Raw genomic sequence first — 20,136 nt, 5'->3', positions numbered from 1 at the left:
CCTTCTTTGTCACCTCGAAAAAAGAGCGGAATTCAATGCCTACCGAAAAGGATAAACATTGAATTATGGATTCCTTATTAATTTTCTGAAAACTTCTGAGCAGCTTCGCAACCAGGAATGGAAACGTTGCCTTTGGCCCCTTTAAAGGTATCACAGGTAGTTTTCTCTATTGCCGATATACATGTTTCGAAAGCTTGTACCTGTTCTGCGGTAATTTCTCTTTTCTCTTCGATTCTTTTTTTCTCGCCTTCTTTCATCTTTTCATCAAAGAATGCGACGCACTTTTCTTCGGACTGCATGAACGCAGGAATCATGTTCTTATACTCAGGAGGAATTTTTGCAAATTCATCTTTTGTGCAGCCAATGGTTTTAGAACACATTGCTTTTTGAAATTTTGGAACGAGATCCTTTAATTTCGCTTCTGGAGATTCGGAAGATTTGCCACAGGCGACAAAAAAAAGTAAAGTCAGGCCGAAAAGTAGAGTTTTGGTTTTATGATGCATTTCCATTTCCTTAAATCTGTTATGTAGCCAATTTAAGTTACCTCGGAAATTTAAGGAAAGAATATTTGAAGGTGAAAACTGATTTACCTACCCCTTCCTCCTCCATTGCCATGGCGCCTTCCCCCGCCGTTTGGATGCCCATTTCGGTTGTGGTGGTGGTCATTCGTCCCGCCTGGTGGATTCGGATTGTTCGTATTTCCTTGGTTAGGGTATACAGATCCTGGACCGCCGATTCCATTTCCTGGATTACCAATATTTGTTCCTGGGGATCCTATCCCATTTCCAGCATCGCCGATCCCGGAGCCGGGTGTGCCGATGCCATTTTGTTGCTCTGCTAACAAACTAGAACCAAAAAGGAGACAGATCGAAAACAATCGTTTCATGATTCGAATGTAGAGGAGTTTTCTTGTTTGGACAATTAAAAATCAACGATAGACGTTTCATTTTCAGATTTTTTTCTCGTTTTCTTGGAAGGAAAATTTTCCGTCTAACCCAAAATAGATAAATTTTGGTTTTTGAGGGTTGTAGGTCGTATCCCAGGCATCCAGAGCATTATCGATACCTACGAACCATTGAAAATTTGTAAAAAATTTCTGAGCCAATCTGACATTTAAATTTGTATGAGGATTTACCATTCGGTACCCGAAGGTTTGCCCCGTTGTACAATGAGATTGATTGGTTTGTGCACAATAATCAGAGATCGGACCAGGAATATTTGCCAAAGTATTCTGAATGATTCTTTGTGATTCCGCATTGATTGCAGTTTCCAAGGTTTGAAAGTTTTCGCTTAGATCTGGATTGCACCAAATCGGGTTTTTCACACAGTAATATGCTTGTTTTCCGAATACAACAGCAAAAACAGAGAGACTAACGCCCGATTGTTTTTCATCAATTCTAATATTTAGATTCCAACGATTTGGACCTCTACCTTCCAGTGGCAATCCAGTAGTCTCATCTTTCGTGTCTGTAAAAGTATAACCAATCCCAGACGAAATCATTTCATTCACTCGGATTTGGAGAGAAGATTCAAATCCTGAGGTTGTCGCTTTTTTATAATTTGAAGTTTGATAAACTAACAAACCAGAATTGTCTCTATCAGGATTTGTCCGAAATCCGATGAGGTTATCTACATTGTTATGGAAAAAATTTTGAGTCAGCCAGAAATGTTTACTGATATCCCATTCCCAACCAGCGTTATAACTTCGAGATAATTCTGGTTTTAAATTGGGATTGCCAGTTACCCTGTACCCAACACCTGGATTTAAAAAATTAAAATAAAGGTCTTGAAAACTCGGTGCACGAAAACCCAATCCATTTGCCAAACGAACTCGTATTTTTTCCGTGAGATCATAACGAACGGCAAGTTTTGGCAACCACTCTCCACCGTAAATCGAATCGTGATCATATCGAATTCCAGGAACGATTTGAATCCGTGGTGAATCCGAAACCCTCCATTCATCTTGAATAAATACTGCATTTCGAAAGCGATAAACATTGCCGTTGATAGATTGTCCCTTCCCAAAATCAGGGTTTAAATCCTCGGGACATATGTAAGGAAAGTTCCTCTTACAATCCTGAGACACTCTAGCAGACGATAGATGATCTTGTAAATTTTCTACTCCAAAGGAGGTTACATGATTGGTATTAATTTTATAATCCACTCGCGAACGAACCTCAGTGATTCCATTGTCGGTGCGTTGTTGTGTGTCTAGTTCATCTGACTTTCGTTGGTCATTCAAATACAAATCTTGAAATCGAGAATGATTGATGTTTAAGTTTAAATTAGTCTTTTGGGTAAGATTCCAATCTGCGTTGACTGCTCCCATTACATCATAAGTTTTATTTGTCCGATCAAAAACAGTTCGAGGAAGCACGGCATCGACCGCCGCCTGCTGTAAATACCGGTAATACAGAGTTGTTGTTAAAAGTAGGTTGGGATTGATTTGGATTGTAGATTTGTTTGATAGGTTTAAATCATTAAAAGCACCTGCCGTTGTCGATTCGAGTGGAGGGTGATAAGACGGTATCCGAGTCGCTAAAAGATATGAGGACAGAAATGAAGTATCATTTGGATATAGATTATAGCCTGGTGCTAATGACGCCGTTCTGCCAACTCTTGGACCAGATGTGGCATCTGGCGTGAGATCATAACCTTCTCCCTTATGCCATCCTACAGTAAACAAAGTACTTAATTTATCAGATTTTGCGCCAACCGTTGCATAGTTTCGAAAATCTAAATACGGCCCAAAATATTGTTGATTTCCTGTTCCCGAAAGAGTTCTAAACTCAGCATATAACGGTTGCTTTGCTTCCTTCGTAATGATATTGATGACACCGGCAATTGAATCGGAACCATAAAGTGCTGAAGATGCACCTTTTACAATTTCAATTCGTTCAATATCATCTGCTTTGAATCGAGTCAAATCAATGGCTCCACTGAATCTGCCAGTTGTTCGCTGGCCATCAACAAGAATCAAAACATTTTGAGCAGATAATCCTTGCAACCTAACGGTAGAGCCACGTTCTCCTGCTTGAGCTGGCCTTACTTCAATCCCCGGAACATTACCTAATGTTTCAGAGATATCTTTGGCACCCATAGCATCAATATCCTTGCGTCCTATCACTTCGGTCATAATCGTAGAGTCTTTCAGAAAGCCTTTTCGCCTAGTACCAGTGACCGTTATTGTATTTGCATTGTTCCTTATCGAATCCTCCTCTCCTTGTCCAATTAAATTATTTTCAGATAAAACAAGAAGAAGAGTTAGAACAGATCGAGATAGTCTATTCATTTAATTTAAAAATTAAAGTGTTTTCCAATTAAATTTCATATAACCACTAGTACCAGCCGAGCTATAATAATCTAATATCTGTAAAAGGTAGTTAGTTCCTTCGCTACCTCTTACCAAATAAACTAATCTTTTAGTGGAAAGTAAATGGGTGTTTCCATCATAATTATACCAGCTAAACATAGAGGGACTGGCACTATCACTTGCATTTCCAAAACCTCCGTCTCCGGTTTGAGATTGAATGGAATCGACTACAATCGTACAACTGGAAACATTTATGCTCGCATCAGAGAGATTCGTTTTTGTTGTATCACATGACCCACCAGAACCAGCGCCACTCGTTCCACTATTTGCACTGACGACAAACCTCTTAAAACGAATATCCCATTGTGTACTCGAATCTGCTTTTTTTCCGCCTTCTTTAAGGCTCACGTACACCCATTCCGAAGTCGAGCTGGCATTGGCAACCGTTGTATAAACTCCAGATGTTAAAGTTGTTTCAACCGAACCTGAACTCGAAGTCGATGCATTCGTTGATCCTGCAGACGCAGGTGACACTAATAGTAGGGCGGATGCAAGTGTATCATCACTTGCTTTTTTTTCTCCGACACAATTGAAGACCAAAACGAAAACAATCTGAAGAATATATAATTTTTTCATGATCTACTAAAGTATGCTATCAGAAGATACGAATATCTTTGAAGCTGTCAAAAGTGCGGTACTGCTCAAACGAAAGTAATGTGACGTTGAGGATTTCGAAAAAACATTCGTAGTCAAAGGCCAACTATTATATTCGATGATGGCTGACGAGGAAGTTAGAGTTGTTTTTGACTGGCAATCTGCATTATTAACTCCAGTTACCCAAAAATTTACCTTGGGAGCAACATCGGTTCCAGATAAATTAATGCAGATTTCTTTTTCGGAAGAAAGGGACAGACTTGGATTTGCACCACTCAAAGTTTGCCCTCCTTGGTAATTTCCATATTCTGAATTACGAAACCAGGCAAATGGGTTGGTGTTAGATACAGATTTTCCTATGACGAACTGGTACTGACCTGTTGACGAAGGAGTTACGGAAGTTGGTGTCGCCGAATAACCGAAAAATAAATATAAGTAGCCATTGTTTCCAAGTGCTTTTACGCCTGTTATGCGGATGAACTTACCCGTTCCTGCCGTTGGTGAACAAAACGAGACGTAAGAACCTGATGCGTATGTATCATCAATTGTTGTTTCACACACCTTTGCTGCGGCAGCAGCAGCTTCAGTGGCTTTCGTTTGGGCATTCAAAATCCCGAGGATGGCTACATTTGTCTCCATGCCTTGGTTGTCCTCTTTTCCTTGGCAATTTACAAAAAAGAGCAGAAGAGTTAGGGGCAAGAGAAAGAGAGAGATGGTCTGATTGTGGTTCATGGGAACCCTCCTAAATGAGAATAAGTCTCAATAAATAAAGCCGACTCCTGCTTGTCAAACTTATTTTGATTCTCAATCTCAATTAGGATTGACAAGCATTTCCTTTCCTTAGGAAATGGCGAAATGATACGAACTTTGACCGCCTTTTTTCTTTGTGTTACGACCGTCTCTCTACAAGCCCAGCCGAAACTAAAGATTGTCTCCCTCAATGGTTCAACCACTGAGATCCTTTTTGCACTTGGACTCGGCGAACAAATTGTCGGTGTGGATACATCTTCCTCTTATCCCGCTCTCGCTCAAAAAATCAATAAAGTGGGTTACCAAAGAACTCTTACCTCAGAAGGGATCCTTTCTTTTTCACCCTCTCACCTTATAGGAACAGTAACGGCCGGTCCACCGAGTACGATCGAACAGTTAAAACTTCTTTCCCTACCCATGCTCATTGTTCCCGAAGTAAACTCTCCCGATGGAGTCGAAAATAAAATAAAACTCATTTCAAATTTTGTCGGCAAACAAAAAGAAGGTGAGAATTTACTCAAAGAATTTAAATTGAAAATGAAATCCTTTCAGAAACCGAAACTGCAAAAAGAAGTAAAAGTTCTCTTTCTCTACTCTCGAAATGCTTCCAGTATTTTTGTTTCGGGGACAAACACTCCAGCCGCGAGCATGATAGAACTTTCTGGAGCTGTAAATGCAGTCGGTGATTTTACTGATTATAAGCCCTTAACTTCCGAATCGTTGGTATCAGCAAATCCAGATGTGATTCTAATCACAAAACATTCTTACGATATGCTAGGTGGAGGCAAGGCACTTTGGGATATTCCAGGCATTCTAACAACGAAAGCAGGAATGAATAAAAGTTATATAGTGATGGATGATTTACTATTGCTTGGCTTTGGTCCGAGACTTCCCGATGCATTGAAAGAGTTAGGTAATAAATGGAAAATGATCGATTAATCAAACGAAGAATTTTACTGCTAATGTCTTTATTGGTTATGGTAACGTTGATACCTATCGCTGCGTTATCCGGAGTGTATAAGATTGATGTTTACACTCTATTCTACTCACGTGGGACGATTATGCACGAGATTTTTATCAATCTCCGATTACCGAGAATTGTTTTAGCTCTTCTGTTAGGAGGCTCACTATCTTGGTCGGGTGCCATTATGCAGGGATTGTTTCGAAATCCGATTGTCGATCCTGGTCTTGCGGGTATCACCGCCGGTGCTTCCTTATTTGCAGGAGTAGGCATTGTATTCGGACACTTTTTACCTTTTCTATCGAGCATGTGGAGTTTAGTGGTCTTTTCATTTTTTGGAAGCCTCGTTACAGGATTTTCCATTTTATTTTTAGCACGTCAAAATGGAAAATCGGAAGTCTATAATCTTCTGTTGATTGGTATCGCTGTGAATGCCATCTGTTACTCTGCCATTGGCTTATTAAGTTATATTGCGAATGATGCTCAACTTCGCAATTTATCGTTTTGGAATTTAGGCAGTTTAGGAGGTGCAAATTGGAATTCGATCGGCCATTTTGGTCCTTTTTTAATTCTACCAATCTTTTTTAGTCCGTTTTTATACAGGAAATTTAACGCTTTCTCACTTGGTGAACCTCAGGCTTTCCACTTGGGCATTTCTGTTGAAAGTTTAAAGAATTTATCTCTGGTCCTAATTGGAATTTCTGTCGGGGCTGCGGTTTCTTTGACGGGCACCATAAACTTTGTAGGTATCGTAGTGCCACATATGGTCCGTTTGCTGATAGGTCAAGATTATAAGTTTTTGTTACCCATTACTTATATATTAGGCGGAAGCTTATTACTCCTCAGTGATACAATCTCAAGAACGATTCTCGCACCTACTGAAATTCCCGTAGGAATCATCACGGCCCTCATCGGTGCCCCATTTTTTTTATTTATACTCTACCAAAATCGAAAAGGGAAAATATGAGTATAGAATTAAATAACGTAAGTTATAGTATCAATCAGAAATCACTCGTTAAGAATATAAATTTTAAGATCATTCCGGGAGAACTGCACGTTTTACTTGGTCAAAATGGGGCAGGCAAATCTACAATATTTAAACTGTTATGTGGTGATATTAAACCAACTTCTGGTTCTGTCCAAATGCACGGGAAAGATCTTCGCGATTGGAGTCCTAAGGATCTATCTTTGATCAGATCCGTGTTAACTCAAGATTATGAATTAAACTTTCCCTTCCTCGTTTCAGAAGTCGTTGAGTTGGGTCGCATTCAATTTCCATTTGAAAAAGAAAAAAACTCAATCGCGGTCAATGGAACCTTGCACCTAACTGATATGAATCATTTTAAAAACAGAGATTATTCTTCTCTTTCTGGCGGAGAAAAACAGAGAACACAATATGCGAGAGTACTCTCTCAAATCTGGGACGAGCCATATAAATATCTCCTATTGGATGAACCAACCGCGGGCATGGATTTAGCAAATCAAATTAGGCTACTTGAAATCTCAGCTGAGATGGCAAAAAAAGGCTACGGAGTAATGCTGATTCTTCATGATCTCAACTCTGCCTACCAATATGCGGATCGAATTACATTCATTAAAGAGGGCAGAATATTCGTAAGTGGCTCACCAAAAGAGCTAATCGATCCTGATCTATTAAAACAAATTTATGGAGTTAATTTAGAAGTGATCTGGACTGAACAAGGAATTTTTTTTATACCAAAAAACAAAATGAAGGAAACAAATTATGAACGTAGCTTTAGCTGAGTCATGGGAAAAATTAAAATTAGACGTACCTAATTTAAGAATTCGGGATGCTGCAAAACAATTAGGCGTCAGTGAGGTAGAACTGCTTACTACACGTTTTGGAAATGGAGTTTATTCTTTGAAAAATGAATGGCCAGTTTTTTTAAGGGAGACTCCTACACTCGGATATGTAATGGTCCTGACGCGAAATGAATGTTGTGTCCATGAACGAAAAGGCGAATTTAAGAATGTAACCGTTACGGGTAATATGGGACTAGTAACAGGAGACGACATTGATTTGAGAATATTTTTTCAGCATTGGGTTTATGGATTTTATGTGGAGGAAAAACGAGAATCAGGTATTCTCAGAAGTTTTCAATTTTTTGACTCAAACGGGGAGTCAGTACATAAGATATACGCTACAGGAAAATCTATCCTAAAAGCCTGGGAAAATCTTAAAAAACTTATGATCGCGGAAGAATCATTAAAAATTGAGATTCAAGAATCAGTCTCTGTCCTCAATGCTAAGACATTTGATGCGACGAGGTCAAATGAATTTCTCAACGATTGGTCAAACCTAAAAGACACTCACGATTTTTTTGGATTATTAAAAAAATACGATTTAGATAGAAAACAAGCTTTAACTTTTGCCTCTGAAAAATTTACGAAAAAGGTAAAGAACGATACTTTTGCGAAATTATTAAAAGAATGCTCGGATAACAAACAAGAGGTGATGATATTTGTAGGAAACATTGGTGTCATCCAAATTCACACGGGTTTGGTAAGTCGTTTAGAAACGATGGGACCATGGTTTAACGTACTGGATCCAGATTTTAATCTTCATTTGAGACAAGATTTAGTTTCAGAAACATGGATTGTTGACAAACCCACGGTGGATGGCATTGTTTCTTCTCTCGAATTGTTCGCAGACGATGGCGTTTTGATTCTACAGTTGTTTGGAAAACGAAAACCAGGCCAAGCGCAGCTAGAAAGTTGGGAAAAATTGATCCATTCCTATTGAAAAATATCGACGCAGCATCCCGACTGACACGAAAGGATTCCTTTCTTAGCTCGGCTCAAAGAAAGCTAGATTTTCCGGTCCTTCATGAATCACGATTCGTTTGATTCGGCCGTTCGTTTTTGTGACTTCGTTCTTGAGTCCGCGATAGAACCATCTGGCCACATTCTCAGAAGTTGGATTGATCCCTTTGAAATCAGCATGGTCATTGATTAGGATGTGATCAATGCTATGAACTAACTCCAAAAGCCTGGTTCTTGCCGTAAGAAAATCGTAACTGATGCCATCCGGGCCGATATTTCTCTCACCTGTCAAAAATACCTCTACCTTCCAGGAATGGCCATGAATAGGCTCATCGGAGCCATCGGGGAAGTAATCATAGAGAAAGTGCGCCGATTCGAATCTTCCTTCGATTCGGACATAAAAATTACCAGATTCTTCCTGAAACATTCCATTGACGAATAAGACAGAGTCTATTATTTGTATAGATAATTTCGTTTTGAGGAGTCCGGAGATGACTGAAGCTGTAAAACCCCGATTTTATAAAGAAATGACCGTTGGTGAGGCCATTGCGATCCACCCAGAGGCTGGTCTCGTATTCTCAAGCTATCATTTGGGCGGTTGTTCGCATTGTTCCATTAACGAAGTTGAGACGATTGAACAAGTTTGCATGGGATACGGAGTTGAAGTTGAGACTTTGATCGACTCACTCAACAATCTGTTTTCCGAAGAATAGATTTATTCCTCTGATACCCGATTGGAAGCTAGTCTTCTAAATCGGGATGCGTTTTTCCTTTCTACTCATCGATCCTTTTCCTCAGCTAGTAGTCCATGTACTTTGTGAAGGCCATGCGACTTTTCTTTTCCATTCAAGTGAAGCTCCTCTTCCAGCCATTTCGCTATTCCTTTCCAAAGGTCAAGAAATGAGTAATCTTTTTGAGAGAGGATGGGCAACCAGGAAAACGGTAAGGTAAACGCATAAGCATCCAAATGTTTTAAGGTGATTCGCAAAAGTTCGCCCGCGCTGAATTTCAATTCCAATAGATTTCCCTTCTCAAATTCTTTTACGAGTGCCGTCATAAGAATCGGCCAATTGAAGGGAATTAAGTAAAGGGACATTTCAGGTAATAACTTCAATTTATCAAACAATTCTTTGAAGTTAAATGGGTCATCACCATATAAGGAGACATTTTGATTCAAATGGAACTGAAAATCTTCCTGAACCTCATCTCTAATTCTTATATACTCTGAGCGAGGTAACATCGAGTGAGAGGAAGAGAACCGTTCGTTCGGTAAAATAGGTTCGCCAAACACGAAATGCATCTTAGCTGGGAAGGAAAAATAGTACATCCAAGGATAGATGCCTGCCAACGGAGAAAAAGGTGAAATCGGAAAAAAAGGCAAACCAAACTTTTGGACAAAGTGATTCAATTTATCATTTTTATATGCCCATGGATGAAGAAATTCTCCATTTACAGTATAAACAGGAACAAGTTCGGCATCATAACGATGAGCAAGCCTTAGAAAGGAAGTGGAAAATTTTTGGATTTGGTATCGCTTTTCAAATCCTTTTCCGATGCCTTCGACGCCTTCCGGAAAGATGAGAACGTCTTGATTGTCCTGTAAGAGCGCTTCAAAATTTTCTAAGGTAGCATCCACGCATCCTGCCTTGTGCCAAAAATCTTCGATCAAATACGGATTATTGATTCTGTTCTGCGTGAGCATAGGATGGATGAGTGGTCGCGGAAATCCACCTTGTTCGAAGTTATTTTTCTCCCAAAGCAAAGTATTAAAAACAATTCCATCCCACGGGAAAGCCATACCAGAGTGATTGGAAAAATAGATTCGCAGTTTTTTCTTTCGATTTTCAATTTTTTCATGATTTAAAACTTTTGCTCTAAAATAAACATGATTGATCTTAGAGAATATTTGTTCTGTCATGTGCCTTAGGAACACGTAATCTATCTTAGCTGGCAACTTCATAATTTATTGATTAGAAACCAAAAATTTTCATATTCAAAAATATCAGTCAACTGATTCTTTTTCCTATCGCATGGAAACTATCGACACTAATAGAATTTTAGAATCAATAGAAAAAAGAGAAGTCGATCCCGAAGGATTGGACCTAATCCTAAGAGAGCTAATTGATCTTTGCGCCATTAGCGTTTTACCAGCACCTATCTACGGCTACATGTCCCAAATGTATTATTGGAAAGGTGAGGTGAGCGATAAAACGGGAAAATTGAATCTTTATGAACATGCTGTATTCTTTGCAAAAATGGGAGTCAAAAACGATCCGCACTGTGTGATCTCAAACTTTTGGCTTGGTACAAATCTCGGACTCTTAGGACAGGAAAAAGGGATTCTCTCGAGCTTGTTTTTGTTGCTGGATATCGAATTTCATTTAAAGGAAAGCTTAAAGTTGGATGAATCCTACTTTCACGGCGCACCTCATAGAGCTCTTGGCTGGCTTTATCATATACTTCCACCTTGGCCGATCTCTTCTGGGGATAACAAAAAAGCCATTTATCATCTTGAGAAAGCCATTGCATTTGGAAAAGAATTCCCGCTTAATTATATTTATGCGGGAGAAATTTATATCAGCCTGGGAAAAAAAAAGGAGGCAACAGAAGTCTTAACCAAACTTTCAAACTGGCCTGAAGATCCTTGGCATAAAAATGAAAATTTACCATTCATTCAAAAAGCCAGCGCACTTTTAGAAAAAATATAATCTCCGCCATTCTAAAAAAACCTAAACGATTTCACCGCCACAGCTAGAACCAGCTCCAGCGGTACAACCATAACAATGATTAGCAACTACTATCTCTCGTTCTAAATATGTATCCATCTGAAAGTCACTAATATGAGAAAATGGTTTTGCTTCAAGTTCAAGCATTTGATTGAAATCACAATCATATACCTTTCCATCATACCCAACCGAAATTTGATGCCTACACATGAGTCCATTTAAGGTCTGAGGATTATACGCATTCACAAGTGTTTCCATATACATCTCAAATTTTCCAGCTCGCACAAGTGCTGCTAGAAAACGATTGATGGGAAGGTTATTGATACAAAAAAGCTGATGGAAGGTGATACCAAACTTTTTAAAAAGGCTCTCCTTAAATTCACGTTCCAATTGTTTTTGAGAAGAACTTAAGAAGACACCCACGGGATTGTAAACTAAATTTAAGGTAAGATTCTTTCCATATCCAAATTGGTTCAATTTCTGAATCGCACGGATCGATTTTTCAAAAACTCCATCGCCTCTTTGTTTGTCTGTTTGACTTTCGGAAAAATAAGGCAACGAAGAACAAACTTCAACTTCATTTGAAGCAAAAAAATCATAAAGATTTTCATGTCCGGGTTCTTCAAGGATTGTTAGGTTACAGCGATCGATAACAAGTTTACCGAGCCTGCGCACCGACTCTACAAGATATCGAAAATTTGGATTTCCTTCGGGTGCGCCACCTGTGATATCGACGGTCTTTATAGATGGAACAGATGCAATGACTTCTAAACATTGGTCCATAGTTTCCTTTGACATCATTTCAGTACGAAGAGGAGACGCATCCACATGGCAATGTTTACAAGCCTGGTTGCACCATTTCCCGATATTCATTTGAAACACAGACAAGGAAGTTCCTGTTAAAGGCTTGAGATGATCACGTTTAACAGCATCATAAAAAGGCTTAGAATAAGAATTTAATTTCTCAATTTGATCGGTAACGAGCATCGGTTGATTTTATTATAATTACAAAGATTAGATGGACAATTCATCGATTTTGTTGTTCATTTGTACGCTATGTACAAGGCTAATGCCTGCAGCCATAGCAGCAGCGACATGAACAGCCTCATTCATTTGTGCTTCATCTGCACCTTTTTGTAAACAAGTCGAGGTATAGGCATCAATGCAGTAGGGACATTTTAATGCATGAGAAACAGCAAGCGCGATGAGAGCTTTTTCTCTTTCGCTCAGTGCACCTTCTCCCATAACGGCTCCATAGTAGGAAAAAAATTTATCCGCCAGATCTTTGTTCACTCTTCCAATCTCGGGAAACTTAGCTAAATCGGATGCGTTGAAATAGTGGTTGTGATTGCTCATTGGAAATCCTCTCCAATTGCAGACTCTTTACCCATCTTTAGGTAGCAAATAAAATTTGAAATGATTCTATTCTCTCAGACTCTTTTGTATATCAGAATGGACAAATGGGATAATGCAAAGTACAGCATTGTATGTGACGTGACGCAAACTCTGTCTAAGGGTTCATTAGAATGGTCTTAGCGTAGCTTTCAGAAAGAACTATGAGTTTTTTTACGTTTTTAATTAGTTAGAGCAAAAAGATCTCCGCCTATCAAATCATTTGCAGTTTATGTGATAAACTTGGGACGTCTTTTTTCGATTAAAGATAAAAATCCCTCTTGGCCATCGCGTGATTGAATGGTTTGCACAAATAAATCCACATCCTCTGGCGAAATGGCGTCAATGATGGGACGGTAATAACTTCTTTGTGCCGTTTTCATTCCACGTGCAGAGTTATAAGTTAGCTTCGCTAAACTTTCCGCAAGTTTCATACACTCCGAATACAGAGATTCTAAGGGCAATACTTCATCTACAAGGCCAATTTCTTTTGCCTCATGCCCTTTCAATTGTTTTCCAAAGTAAAGTAGATCGCGTGCTTTTGTTGTACCAACCAAATCACGTAAGATCATCGTAGGCGCCGAAGGAAAGTTCAACCCAACGAGTGCCTCTGAGAATCCAATACGTCCGCCTTTATCAACCATGTAACGATAGTCAGAGTAAAGAGCAAAAACTGCACCCGCTGCCATACAATGTCCATTGATGACGGCAATACTCGGTACGGGAAAATTAAAATATAAGGTAGCACAACGGATCAGTAAGCTTACAGCTTCTCTGACTTCGTTGTCTGATTTATTGTACATGAGAGTCGGCTCGATCCCATTGGAAAAAAACTGGGACTGTGCGGATGTGAAAAGCATAACTCTAATTTGAACGTCTTTGGCATGTTTCTGCAGAAGACTTTCAAACTTCGAAAATGTATCGAAATCAAATGTATTTTTCTCATTGGACTGCATCTTGATTTCCAAGATGCGGTCTCCATGATGAATTTCTAAAAAAGGATCCATTAGCTATTTTTATATAAATCTAGGATTCGATCTTTATACTTTTCTGTAATCACGTGTCGTTTCATTTTCATAAGGTTTGTCAGCTCATCGCCGACTTCAAAGGGCTTTGAAACTAACGTCACATACTGAACTTGTTCAAAGTTTTTAAAACCAGTTTTTACACTGTTATAGTTACGAACTTCCTTTTTGAAAAAATCGATCACTCTCGGATTTGAAATCAGTTTATCTGGTTTCGTATCCGTGATATCATTTTCCTTCAGCCAAATAGCAAGCGCGTCAAAATCTGGGACAATGATGGCACCGAGAACTTTCTGATCTTGTCCGACCACCATCGACTGACGAATGTAAGGAGATTCATCAATTTTATTTTCAATCGGAACTGGCTCAACATTTTCACCACCTAACAGAACTACCGTATCTTTCGCACGACCAGTCAGGGTTAGCGTTTTTTTGAAATTGACCATCCCAATATCTCCAGTGTTCATCCAGCCATCGACAATCGTTTTGGCTGTAGTTTCTGGATTTTTAAAATATCCTTTCATGACTTGAGGACCGCGGACATGAACCACACCCTTGACCCCGATTTTACCTGAAAGAATGTTTCGTTTGTCATCAATGTGACAAAGCACCTTTCCCGCATCATCTCGGATTTGGACTTCTGAGAGTTGGACGACATCACCCACCGAGCCCATAATCGGACGATCAAAGGTTCTAGCGGAGATGACTGGGCCTGTTTCTGTCATACCATACCCTTCGAGAACCGTAATACCAATGTCCATAAAGAAAGCATCCACATGCTTCTGAAGGGCTCCACCGCCAGAAAGTGTTGCTCGTAGATACCCACCAGTTGCCATACGGATTTTCGAGAGAACTATGCGATCAAGAGTGAAGTAATTGAAAATCAAACCCAATCCCGCGATCACATAAGCGATTGTGGAAAGGCCACTTTCCATGGTACCTAAATAAAAACCCAATCCACCAAACAGAATCGTGACGGTAAACGGAGCCGTGAATATCCATTTCAGAAGTGCCACGGAACCTAAACCAAGGGATTGAAATATATTTCTACCTTCATAATCTACTTCCAAGCCTTTTAAAAAGCGAAGCGAAGCGTGATAATGTTTTGAAAAGAAATAGGCAAGTTTAAACAGAAACCTTCGTACAGGTGGCGTTTGTTTAGGGTCATTTACTTTCGTATAAATGCCATTGTAGATACTTTCCCAGACTCGAGGCGCAGATGCCATAAAAGTAGGTTTCGCCTTAGCAATATCATTTCTTAGATCCGTTACTTTTGTATAATAAGTGGACCCACCGTTGATGATTGCGAAATATTCGACGACTCGTTCAAAAATGTGCCACACAGGAAGTATGGAAAGCAAGCGATCATCAGGCGTAACCTTTGCAACTTTCGGAACTACGTAATGCATCTGGTGCATCATGTTCGAGTGCATGAGCATGACACCTTTTGGCATACCTGTGGTTCCAGAAGTATAAATGAGAGTGAACAAATCGTCCGGTTTAATGCCTGCTATACGCTGCTCTGCTTCTTTTTTCCCTTTAGCACGTAACGTACGACCCTTTTCAAGAAGTGTATGAAAGAACTCAATGCCTGCACTGGCTTTTAGCTTTGAATCCTTGTCCATGATGATGACGGTTTTTACGCCTTTGGTTTGGGATTTGTTGTTTTTGAATTTTTCGTAGACTTTATCATTTTCGATGAAAACTACTTTTGCACCTGAGTGTCCAAGAATATAAACAATTTCGGAGTCTGTTATGTCGGAACCTCGCGGAACATTGGCAGCACCCGCAAGTAGAACGGCACAATCAGCAATGATCCATTCCATTCTATTGTCAGCAAGGACGGCAACATTTTCGCGAGCCTTCACGCCAAGATCGATGAGAGCTTCCGATAGGGCCAATCCACTTTCGTACAATTGCTGATATGTTAATGCTTGGTATTCTTTTGCCGCATTTTTATACCAAAATGCTGGCCTAGGACCGAATTTGTCCGCGGATTCTTTATAAACTTCTGCTAGGTTATTTGCCATATCTCTCCATCTGAAAAAGCGGTCTTTAGTCTAGTGTGCTTTTCCAGATGGTCAAGATTTTTTTAAAGAAATCAGTCCCAGTTAAAATGGGTCTGTTGGTGGCCTTTCTGCAGGTGGCGTTTCCGAATTTCGGTAAGTTTTACCATTTGGGAAGAATTGAGCAAATTTCTGGCTTTTAAGCCCAATTGCGGGAAAAGGGTCGCGTCTTCAACGTTGGCGCAAAAGTCGTTTTGTTGTGTAAATGAGCTTTTAAGCTCTGTGTCCATATCTGCGTAGAAATCCATGTCAGCCTCCGTGCGTCTCTGGTTTCGGGGGGTTTTTTGTTTGTAGGGCTTATCATCCGTGACAAGTAGCCTACCCCCAATAATGTTATCGCACCAAAAAGAAAAAGCTGAAGCAAAAAAAATCGCTTGTACTATTTTTTTTCGCATATTTTTTGGTACTAGTTTATGACGATTCGTATGGTAAATTCTACAGGAAAGCGAAGCGGGCGCTTTGTTGCTTACGAATATGGAGAGGATTTATTCGGTAGTCTTTACATAGATAAATTTTCAGGTAGAGATAGAGGCAAACTGATCGATAAATGGAGGTTAAGTGACCTTGGAAGCCTCATACGAGTGCTTGATTCTGAAATAACAAGAAGAGAAGAAGAAAATTACGAACGCCCAAGATACGTCTGATTCCGTAACTCGTTTTTTGGATCGACGACTTTTACGCTATACTCATCTATATAAAAATAAAAAATCTGCTCTCAAAAAATTATCAACACTGCGCTTGGTATTTTTCTCATCCATTCTTCTCGGATATTCGTTTCTTTATTTCTCCAATTTTTCTCCTATCACATATACGATGTTAACTTTGCCAGTAGGAGCATTCGTTGCCACCGTCAGACTCTACCAAATGCGAAAAGAACACGTACGTAAACTCGAGAAAACCCTTAACTTCCTCAAACGAGAGTTAAATCGAAAAGAGGGAAACGTAAAACAACTGCCTAGTTTTGAAATCTGGGAATATGAAGAGACAATCCGAAATCATCCTCTCTCCATCGATTTAGATCTCTGCACAAAACAAGGGCTATTTCCTTACCTTGATACTACCGTGTCCGTTGAAGGCTGGAAACTGTTTCAAGAACAGCTCCTACAAATCCAATACATTTCGGCCAAAGCTGCACAAAGTAGAATCAAAGAGACATTAAACACGAAATATCTGACATACCACTTGCTGCGTAAGGTAGAAATGTTTCGATCAACAGCGATAGAAAAAATTTCGATTCATTCGGCGCCCTCGCAGGTAAATTTTTGGCAAGATAAGAAAATATTAAAAATGATCTTTCCAACGCTGAGCATTTTTACACCCATCTGGCTTTTAATCTCCACTGTATTCTCTTTGCCTTTCGCACCTTTGTTACTTCTTCTCAACTTTTTACTATTTGTATCGTATCGAAAGCAGTCGTCTCGGATTTGGAAACATATCCAGGCATATTCGAATACCATTTTCACGTTTCATTGCGCTTGGATGCGAATGGAGAATGGAAATAGATCAAACATAACAAAGATGATGCGAGAGATGAGAAGGCTGGGTGATTCCTCTGCTTGGATCATTTCACCCATTCCGCATATATTTCTCAACGTTCTGTTTCTTTGGGATTTATGGAAAGTAAAGAAGTATAGCAAGTGGATATCAAATTATGGATCAGAATGGGAAGGGTTCCGAGACAAGTGGATTTCATTAGAGGCCTTACTTCCGATTGCACATTTTGCAGTTTTACATCCAAATTATGATTTTCCCAATTTAACTGAGAATCGAAATATCTCTGCCTCGATTCTTGCACATCCTTTGTTAGACGAGAGAAGTAGAATTGGCAATCGTCTGCCTTCCATGGAGGAGGGAAACCTGATGATCATCACGGGTTCAAATATGTCTGGGAAAACAACCTATCTAAGATCCATCGCAGTCAACTTAATCTTAGCGGGTATGGGCGGGCCTGTTTGCGGTCGAGAGATGGATTTCTGTAATTTCCGAATTCACACACTCATTCGTTCACAAGATTCTTTAGAAAATGGAATTTCCTTTTTCTATTCTGAAGTTAGGCGACTCTCAGAGATCATAAAAAAATCCGATGCTTCCAGTGAACTACCTATATTGTTTCTTGATGAAATCTTAAAAGGTACAAACTCGCGGGAGCGACAAATCGCAACTCGTGAAATCCTTCATGCTCTTAAAGAAAAGGGAGCCATCGTATTTTTAACTACGCATGATTTAGAAATTGCAGAGACCAATGGTGCCAACCTCTTTCATTTTACGGAACTCGAGAAAGATGGTGAAATGATATTTGATTTTCAGTTACGTGATGGCATTTCCAAAACGACAAATGCTCTGCGCATTTTGAAGAAAGAAGGAATTCCTATACGAGAAACAATTTAAAAATTTGAACTACTTTTGTTCTGGTTTCGACTCACTTGAAAAAATCTGAGTCAATTTTCCTCTTACACTGCTCCAGCCAGATTGAACCGTGTCTGTGACATTATCAACGGCGCGGTTGACATATTCCGAAACCGCTGACCCGGCGATGCCCCCAACTGTTGCACCAGCAGGACCGGCAAGTAAAATGGTTCCCGCATATACGGAACCTAACCAGATGGGGTCGATATAAGGAGAGTTCACCCCATAAATTCCTGAATAAATGATGGGAAGTTTTAAGGCTCGACCCGCAAGGCCTGGCAACGCAATTGTAAATTTCATATTTATTTTTTTATCGAGAGAGATGTCTCCCTCACCCTTTGCAGTGAGTCCATCAGCTTTCAATTGAAAATTTGAAAATTGAAACTTCCTTTCATGATAGAGCATTCCAACAGAGATCTCTTTATAGGGAGTTGATTTTGAAAAATCCAATTTTTTTAGGGAGATGAGATTCCCGATGGAACTAACGGGTTTGAGAATGTTCGTGTAACTTAGCAATTCACCATCTTTTGATTTAAAATCAGATTTAATTTTCAAAGTTTTTACCAGAGCATCCTCGGAATTGCCCAAAGCATTCAATTCAAATTGGGACTCCAAATTACCTGTCATCGGAGCAATATCAAACTGATGTTTTAACAAATCAGCAAGGATGATACTGTCTGCTTTTCCAGTTAGCTCTAAGCGCGGGGAACTTCCCCAAAAGAAACTTCCAACGGCGTTTAATGAACCTCCATATAACCAAGCATTGATTTTTTGTATCCTCATTTGGCTTTTGTGGTAATGGAATGATAGATTTAAGTTGTCGGCAAAAACACCTCGTAGGTTCGCATTCTTTAAATTGAAATTTAGATGCACATTCATTCGATTTACATAATTTGTATCTTCCATTCCTCGAGTCAGAAGAGATTTTTCTAAGTCTGCCTCTATCCAAAGTTTTATGAGATTGATCACTGAGTCGGCATCAATATAATCCGATCTGCCTTCAAAAGAAATCGTTGGAGAGAGGGGGGGTTTATCAAAAGTTACGAAGCCAGATCCGTTGATCTTGATTTTCCCCTTCCATTCTGCTGAAATATCATCAAATGCAAGTTTACGATTCGCATTGTCATAGGATATTAAAACGGAAATGTACGCATCTAAAAATGGTTTCGACCCTTTTCTCGCAAGATTTTGCAGATGAGCTCGTTCAAATTTTGCGGCTACAGTAGTTGAAGTCCTTTTGTAAAAAGGAACAACTCCATTTAATCTTGCTGATTTCAAATCAACGTACGGAAAGATGATAGCTATATCTGTTAAATTTTCTCCAGAAAAATTTTGAAAATCGATCGATCCTTCAAATCGCAAATTTTCGTATGATAACAAATTATTTAAAAAATTCGCATCAATATATAGTTGAATTGTTTCCTCATTTAGTTTCCCATATAAGGAAAAATCAATACTTTGTTTCTCTAAGTCTAAATCAGTATTACATTCCCAAATATATAATTTGATAACTCGATTATATAGTCTATCATCGAAAACGATATTGATATTTTTTAATTCCAATCGATGTGGTAAATCCCCGAATACCTCCAAATATGTAAGTATCTCTGAGCTGGTACTTTTATCCTTCTCTCTAAGATCATTTGGCTCAAGAAATTTTGAAAGCAGAGGAAACGATTCATCCTTTTCTCGTTTTAACTCTATGTTTCCGGTATTCAAGATGATACTACGTATCTCTAATTCTTTTCCAATCAGTACTCCGTAAAAAATTTGGATCGTGACTCGTTCTACTTGGATGAGCTTCTTATCTGCTTTACTTACAGTTACCTGGTGAAGAGAAATCCCAGGAAATGGAAATAACTCTGGCTCAGACTCCTTGTAATCGAAAGTTAGTCCAGACTGTTGGTTCACTAAATTTAGAATGAGATTTTTATAGTAATCAGGTTCTGAAATAAGAGGATAGAGTAAAAAAAAAGAAGACATGGAAAAGATAAATAAGCCACCAAGAAAAAGTTTTCCGACATATCCCTTGATTCGCTCACCGAAAGTGATTATCATT

General features: G+C 39.2%; 21 protein-coding genes. 8 read left to right on the top strand and 13 right to left on the bottom strand.

Features of this window, described 5'->3' with window-relative positions:
• Positions 1-77: 77 nt before the first annotated feature.
• The 5 genes from EHQ58_RS17790 to EHQ58_RS17770 all read right to left on the bottom strand — a co-directional run bounded on the left by EHQ58_RS17790 (position 78) and on the right by EHQ58_RS17770 (position 4,699).
• Positions 78-503, bottom strand: coding sequence for an LA_2478/LA_2722/LA_4182 family protein (locus EHQ58_RS17790; RefSeq protein ID WP_246047430.1), 426 nt, complete (start codon positions 501-503; stop codon positions 78-80).
• 83 nt (positions 504-586) lie between these two features.
• A complete protein-coding gene (locus tag EHQ58_RS17785; RefSeq protein ID WP_135625388.1) occupies positions 587-886 on the bottom strand; it encodes a hypothetical protein in 300 nt (99 codons plus the stop codon).
• A 63-nt stretch (positions 887-949) separates the two neighbouring features.
• A complete protein-coding gene (locus tag EHQ58_RS17780; protein WP_135625387.1) occupies positions 950-3,292 on the bottom strand; it encodes a TonB-dependent receptor plug domain-containing protein in 2,343 nt (780 codons plus the stop codon).
• Positions 3,293-3,304: 12 nt separating this feature from the next.
• Positions 3,305-3,949: an HmuY family protein gene (locus EHQ58_RS17775; protein WP_135625386.1), complete on the bottom strand. Its 645-nt coding sequence runs from the start codon at positions 3,947-3,949 to the stop codon at positions 3,305-3,307.
• A gap of 6 nt (positions 3,950-3,955) precedes the next feature.
• The gene (locus EHQ58_RS17770) at positions 3,956-4,699 is read right to left on the bottom strand and encodes a hypothetical protein (protein WP_135625385.1); all 744 of its coding nucleotides are present in this window, start codon (positions 4,697-4,699) and stop codon (positions 3,956-3,958) included.
• Positions 4,700-4,822: 123 nt separating this feature from the next.
• On the opposite strand from EHQ58_RS17770, the gene EHQ58_RS17765 reads away from it, so the two are divergent.
• Genes EHQ58_RS17765 through EHQ58_RS17750 form a run of 4 tightly spaced genes read left to right on the top strand, consistent with a single transcriptional unit; the run spans position 4,823 to position 8,442 of the window.
• The gene (locus EHQ58_RS17765; RefSeq protein WP_135625384.1) at positions 4,823-5,656 is read left to right on the top strand and encodes a heme/hemin ABC transporter substrate-binding protein; all 834 of its coding nucleotides are present in this window, start codon (positions 4,823-4,825) and stop codon (positions 5,654-5,656) included.
• Positions 5,638-6,645 (top strand): FecCD family ABC transporter permease, encoded by a 1,008-nt coding sequence (locus EHQ58_RS17760; protein WP_246047429.1) that lies wholly within the window; start codon positions 5,638-5,640, stop codon positions 6,643-6,645. The genes EHQ58_RS17765 and EHQ58_RS17760 overlap by 19 nt, the downstream gene beginning before the upstream one ends.
• Positions 6,642-7,442, top strand: coding sequence for a heme ABC transporter ATP-binding protein (locus tag EHQ58_RS17755; protein ID WP_135625383.1), 801 nt, complete (start codon positions 6,642-6,644; stop codon positions 7,440-7,442). Before EHQ58_RS17760 ends, EHQ58_RS17755 begins: the two co-directional genes overlap by 4 nt.
• Positions 7,423-8,442 (top strand): hemin-degrading factor, encoded by a 1,020-nt coding sequence (locus tag EHQ58_RS17750; RefSeq protein ID WP_135625382.1) that lies wholly within the window; start codon positions 7,423-7,425, stop codon positions 8,440-8,442. Before EHQ58_RS17755 ends, EHQ58_RS17750 begins: the two co-directional genes overlap by 20 nt.
• Positions 8,443-8,487: 45 nt before the next feature.
• Here EHQ58_RS17750 and EHQ58_RS17745 read toward each other — a convergent pair whose 3' ends face one another.
• On the bottom strand, positions 8,488-8,889 hold the full coding sequence (locus EHQ58_RS17745; RefSeq protein ID WP_135625381.1) for a 6-carboxytetrahydropterin synthase: 402 nt from the start codon (positions 8,887-8,889) through the stop codon (positions 8,488-8,490).
• A 64-nt stretch (positions 8,890-8,953) separates the two neighbouring features.
• Here EHQ58_RS17745 and EHQ58_RS17740 point away from each other — a divergent pair, with 64 nt between their 5' ends.
• Positions 8,954-9,175 carry a DUF1858 domain-containing protein gene (locus EHQ58_RS17740; RefSeq protein WP_135625380.1) on the top strand — a complete coding sequence of 74 codons (222 nt, stop codon included), beginning with the start codon at positions 8,954-8,956 and terminating at the stop codon, positions 9,173-9,175.
• A 65-nt stretch (positions 9,176-9,240) separates the two neighbouring features.
• On the opposite strand, the gene EHQ58_RS17735 is transcribed toward EHQ58_RS17740, so the two are convergent.
• Positions 9,241-10,380, bottom strand: a complete 1,140-nt coding sequence (locus tag EHQ58_RS17735) for a lysophospholipid acyltransferase family protein (RefSeq protein WP_135625379.1) — start codon at positions 10,378-10,380, stop codon at positions 9,241-9,243.
• A 112-nt stretch (positions 10,381-10,492) separates the two neighbouring features.
• On the opposite strand from EHQ58_RS17735, the gene EHQ58_RS17730 reads away from it, so the two are divergent.
• Positions 10,493-11,170, top strand: coding sequence for a TRAP transporter TatT component family protein (locus EHQ58_RS17730; RefSeq protein ID WP_135625377.1), 678 nt, complete (start codon positions 10,493-10,495; stop codon positions 11,168-11,170).
• A 21-nt stretch (positions 11,171-11,191) separates the two neighbouring features.
• Here EHQ58_RS17730 and arsS read toward each other — a convergent pair whose 3' ends face one another.
• The 5 genes from arsS to EHQ58_RS17705 form a co-directional block, all read right to left on the bottom strand.
• Positions 11,192-12,175 carry an arsenosugar biosynthesis radical SAM (seleno)protein ArsS gene (gene arsS, locus EHQ58_RS17725; RefSeq protein ID WP_135625375.1) on the bottom strand — a complete coding sequence of 328 codons (984 nt, stop codon included), beginning with the start codon at positions 12,173-12,175 and terminating at the stop codon, positions 11,192-11,194.
• 27 nt (positions 12,176-12,202) lie between these two features.
• The gene (locus tag EHQ58_RS17720; protein ID WP_135625373.1) at positions 12,203-12,544 is read right to left on the bottom strand and encodes an arsenosugar biosynthesis-associated peroxidase-like protein; all 342 of its coding nucleotides are present in this window, start codon (positions 12,542-12,544) and stop codon (positions 12,203-12,205) included.
• Between the two features lie 266 nt (positions 12,545-12,810).
• Positions 12,811-13,587 (bottom strand): enoyl-CoA hydratase/isomerase family protein, encoded by a 777-nt coding sequence (locus EHQ58_RS17715; RefSeq protein ID WP_135625372.1) that lies wholly within the window; start codon positions 13,585-13,587, stop codon positions 12,811-12,813.
• Positions 13,587-15,635 carry an AMP-dependent synthetase/ligase gene (locus tag EHQ58_RS17710; protein ID WP_135625370.1) on the bottom strand — a complete coding sequence of 683 codons (2,049 nt, stop codon included), beginning with the start codon at positions 15,633-15,635 and terminating at the stop codon, positions 13,587-13,589. Before EHQ58_RS17710 ends, EHQ58_RS17715 begins: the two co-directional genes overlap by 1 nt.
• A gap of 71 nt (positions 15,636-15,706) precedes the next feature.
• Complete coding sequence (locus EHQ58_RS17705) at positions 15,707-15,919, bottom strand: hypothetical protein (protein ID WP_210412850.1); 213 nt, start codon at positions 15,917-15,919, stop codon at positions 15,707-15,709.
• A 165-nt stretch (positions 15,920-16,084) separates the two neighbouring features.
• Between EHQ58_RS17705 and EHQ58_RS17700 the strand changes: the two genes are divergently transcribed.
• Positions 16,085-16,315 carry a hypothetical protein gene (locus EHQ58_RS17700; RefSeq protein ID WP_135625368.1) on the top strand — a complete coding sequence of 77 codons (231 nt, stop codon included), beginning with the start codon at positions 16,085-16,087 and terminating at the stop codon, positions 16,313-16,315.
• A 16-nt stretch (positions 16,316-16,331) separates the two neighbouring features.
• Entirely contained in the window at positions 16,332-18,059 is a 1,728-nt protein-coding gene (locus tag EHQ58_RS17695; protein ID WP_246047428.1) for a MutS-related protein, read from the top strand.
• Positions 18,060-18,068: 9 nt separating this feature from the next.
• On the opposite strand, the gene EHQ58_RS17690 is transcribed toward EHQ58_RS17695, so the two are convergent.
• Complete coding sequence (locus tag EHQ58_RS17690; protein WP_135625366.1) at positions 18,069-20,135, bottom strand: AsmA family protein; 2,067 nt, start codon at positions 20,133-20,135, stop codon at positions 18,069-18,071.
• Position 20,136 lies beyond the last annotated feature (1 nt).

Origin of the sequence: Leptospira ognonensis (assembly GCF_004770745.1) — a bacterium.
GTDB classification, from domain to species: domain Bacteria; phylum Spirochaetota; class Leptospiria; order Leptospirales; family Leptospiraceae; genus Leptospira_A; species Leptospira_A ognonensis.
This window is presented reverse-complemented; position numbering and strand designations above follow the sequence as displayed.

Coding starts and splice junctions, on each gene's coding strand:
- EHQ58_RS17790 (WP_246047430.1), bottom strand. CDS start 503: ATGCATCATAAAACCAAAACTCTACTTTTCGGCCTGACTTTACTTTTT.
- EHQ58_RS17785 (WP_135625388.1), bottom strand. CDS start 886: ATGAAACGATTGTTTTCGATCTGTCTCCTTTTTGGTTCTAGTTTGTTA.
- EHQ58_RS17780 (WP_135625387.1), bottom strand. CDS start 3,292: ATGAATAGACTATCTCGATCTGTTCTAACTCTTCTTCTTGTTTTATCT.
- EHQ58_RS17775 (WP_135625386.1), bottom strand. CDS start 3,949: ATGAAAAAATTATATATTCTTCAGATTGTTTTCGTTTTGGTCTTCAAT.
- EHQ58_RS17770 (WP_135625385.1), bottom strand. CDS start 4,699: ATGAACCACAATCAGACCATCTCTCTCTTTCTCTTGCCCCTAACTCTT.
- EHQ58_RS17765 (WP_135625384.1), top strand. CDS start 4,823: ATGATACGAACTTTGACCGCCTTTTTTCTTTGTGTTACGACCGTCTCT.
- EHQ58_RS17760 (WP_246047429.1), top strand. CDS start 5,638: ATGGAAAATGATCGATTAATCAAACGAAGAATTTTACTGCTAATGTCT.
- EHQ58_RS17755 (WP_135625383.1), top strand. CDS start 6,642: ATGAGTATAGAATTAAATAACGTAAGTTATAGTATCAATCAGAAATCA.
- EHQ58_RS17750 (WP_135625382.1), top strand. CDS start 7,423: ATGAACGTAGCTTTAGCTGAGTCATGGGAAAAATTAAAATTAGACGTA.
- EHQ58_RS17745 (WP_135625381.1), bottom strand. CDS start 8,889: ATGTTTCAGGAAGAATCTGGTAATTTTTATGTCCGAATCGAAGGAAGA.
- EHQ58_RS17740 (WP_135625380.1), top strand. CDS start 8,954: ATGACTGAAGCTGTAAAACCCCGATTTTATAAAGAAATGACCGTTGGT.
- EHQ58_RS17735 (WP_135625379.1), bottom strand. CDS start 10,380: ATGACAGAACAAATATTCTCTAAGATCAATCATGTTTATTTTAGAGCA.
- EHQ58_RS17730 (WP_135625377.1), top strand. CDS start 10,493: ATGGAAACTATCGACACTAATAGAATTTTAGAATCAATAGAAAAAAGA.
- arsS (WP_135625375.1), bottom strand. CDS start 12,175: ATGCTCGTTACCGATCAAATTGAGAAATTAAATTCTTATTCTAAGCCT.
- EHQ58_RS17720 (WP_135625373.1), bottom strand. CDS start 12,544: ATGAGCAATCACAACCACTATTTCAACGCATCCGATTTAGCTAAGTTT.
- EHQ58_RS17715 (WP_135625372.1), bottom strand. CDS start 13,587: ATGGATCCTTTTTTAGAAATTCATCATGGAGACCGCATCTTGGAAATC.
- EHQ58_RS17710 (WP_135625370.1), bottom strand. CDS start 15,635: ATGGCAAATAACCTAGCAGAAGTTTATAAAGAATCCGCGGACAAATTC.
- EHQ58_RS17705 (WP_210412850.1), bottom strand. CDS start 15,919: ATGGATTTCTACGCAGATATGGACACAGAGCTTAAAAGCTCATTTACA.
- EHQ58_RS17700 (WP_135625368.1), top strand. CDS start 16,085: ATGACGATTCGTATGGTAAATTCTACAGGAAAGCGAAGCGGGCGCTTT.
- EHQ58_RS17690 (WP_135625366.1), bottom strand. CDS start 20,135: ATGATAATCACTTTCGGTGAGCGAATCAAGGGATATGTCGGAAAACTT.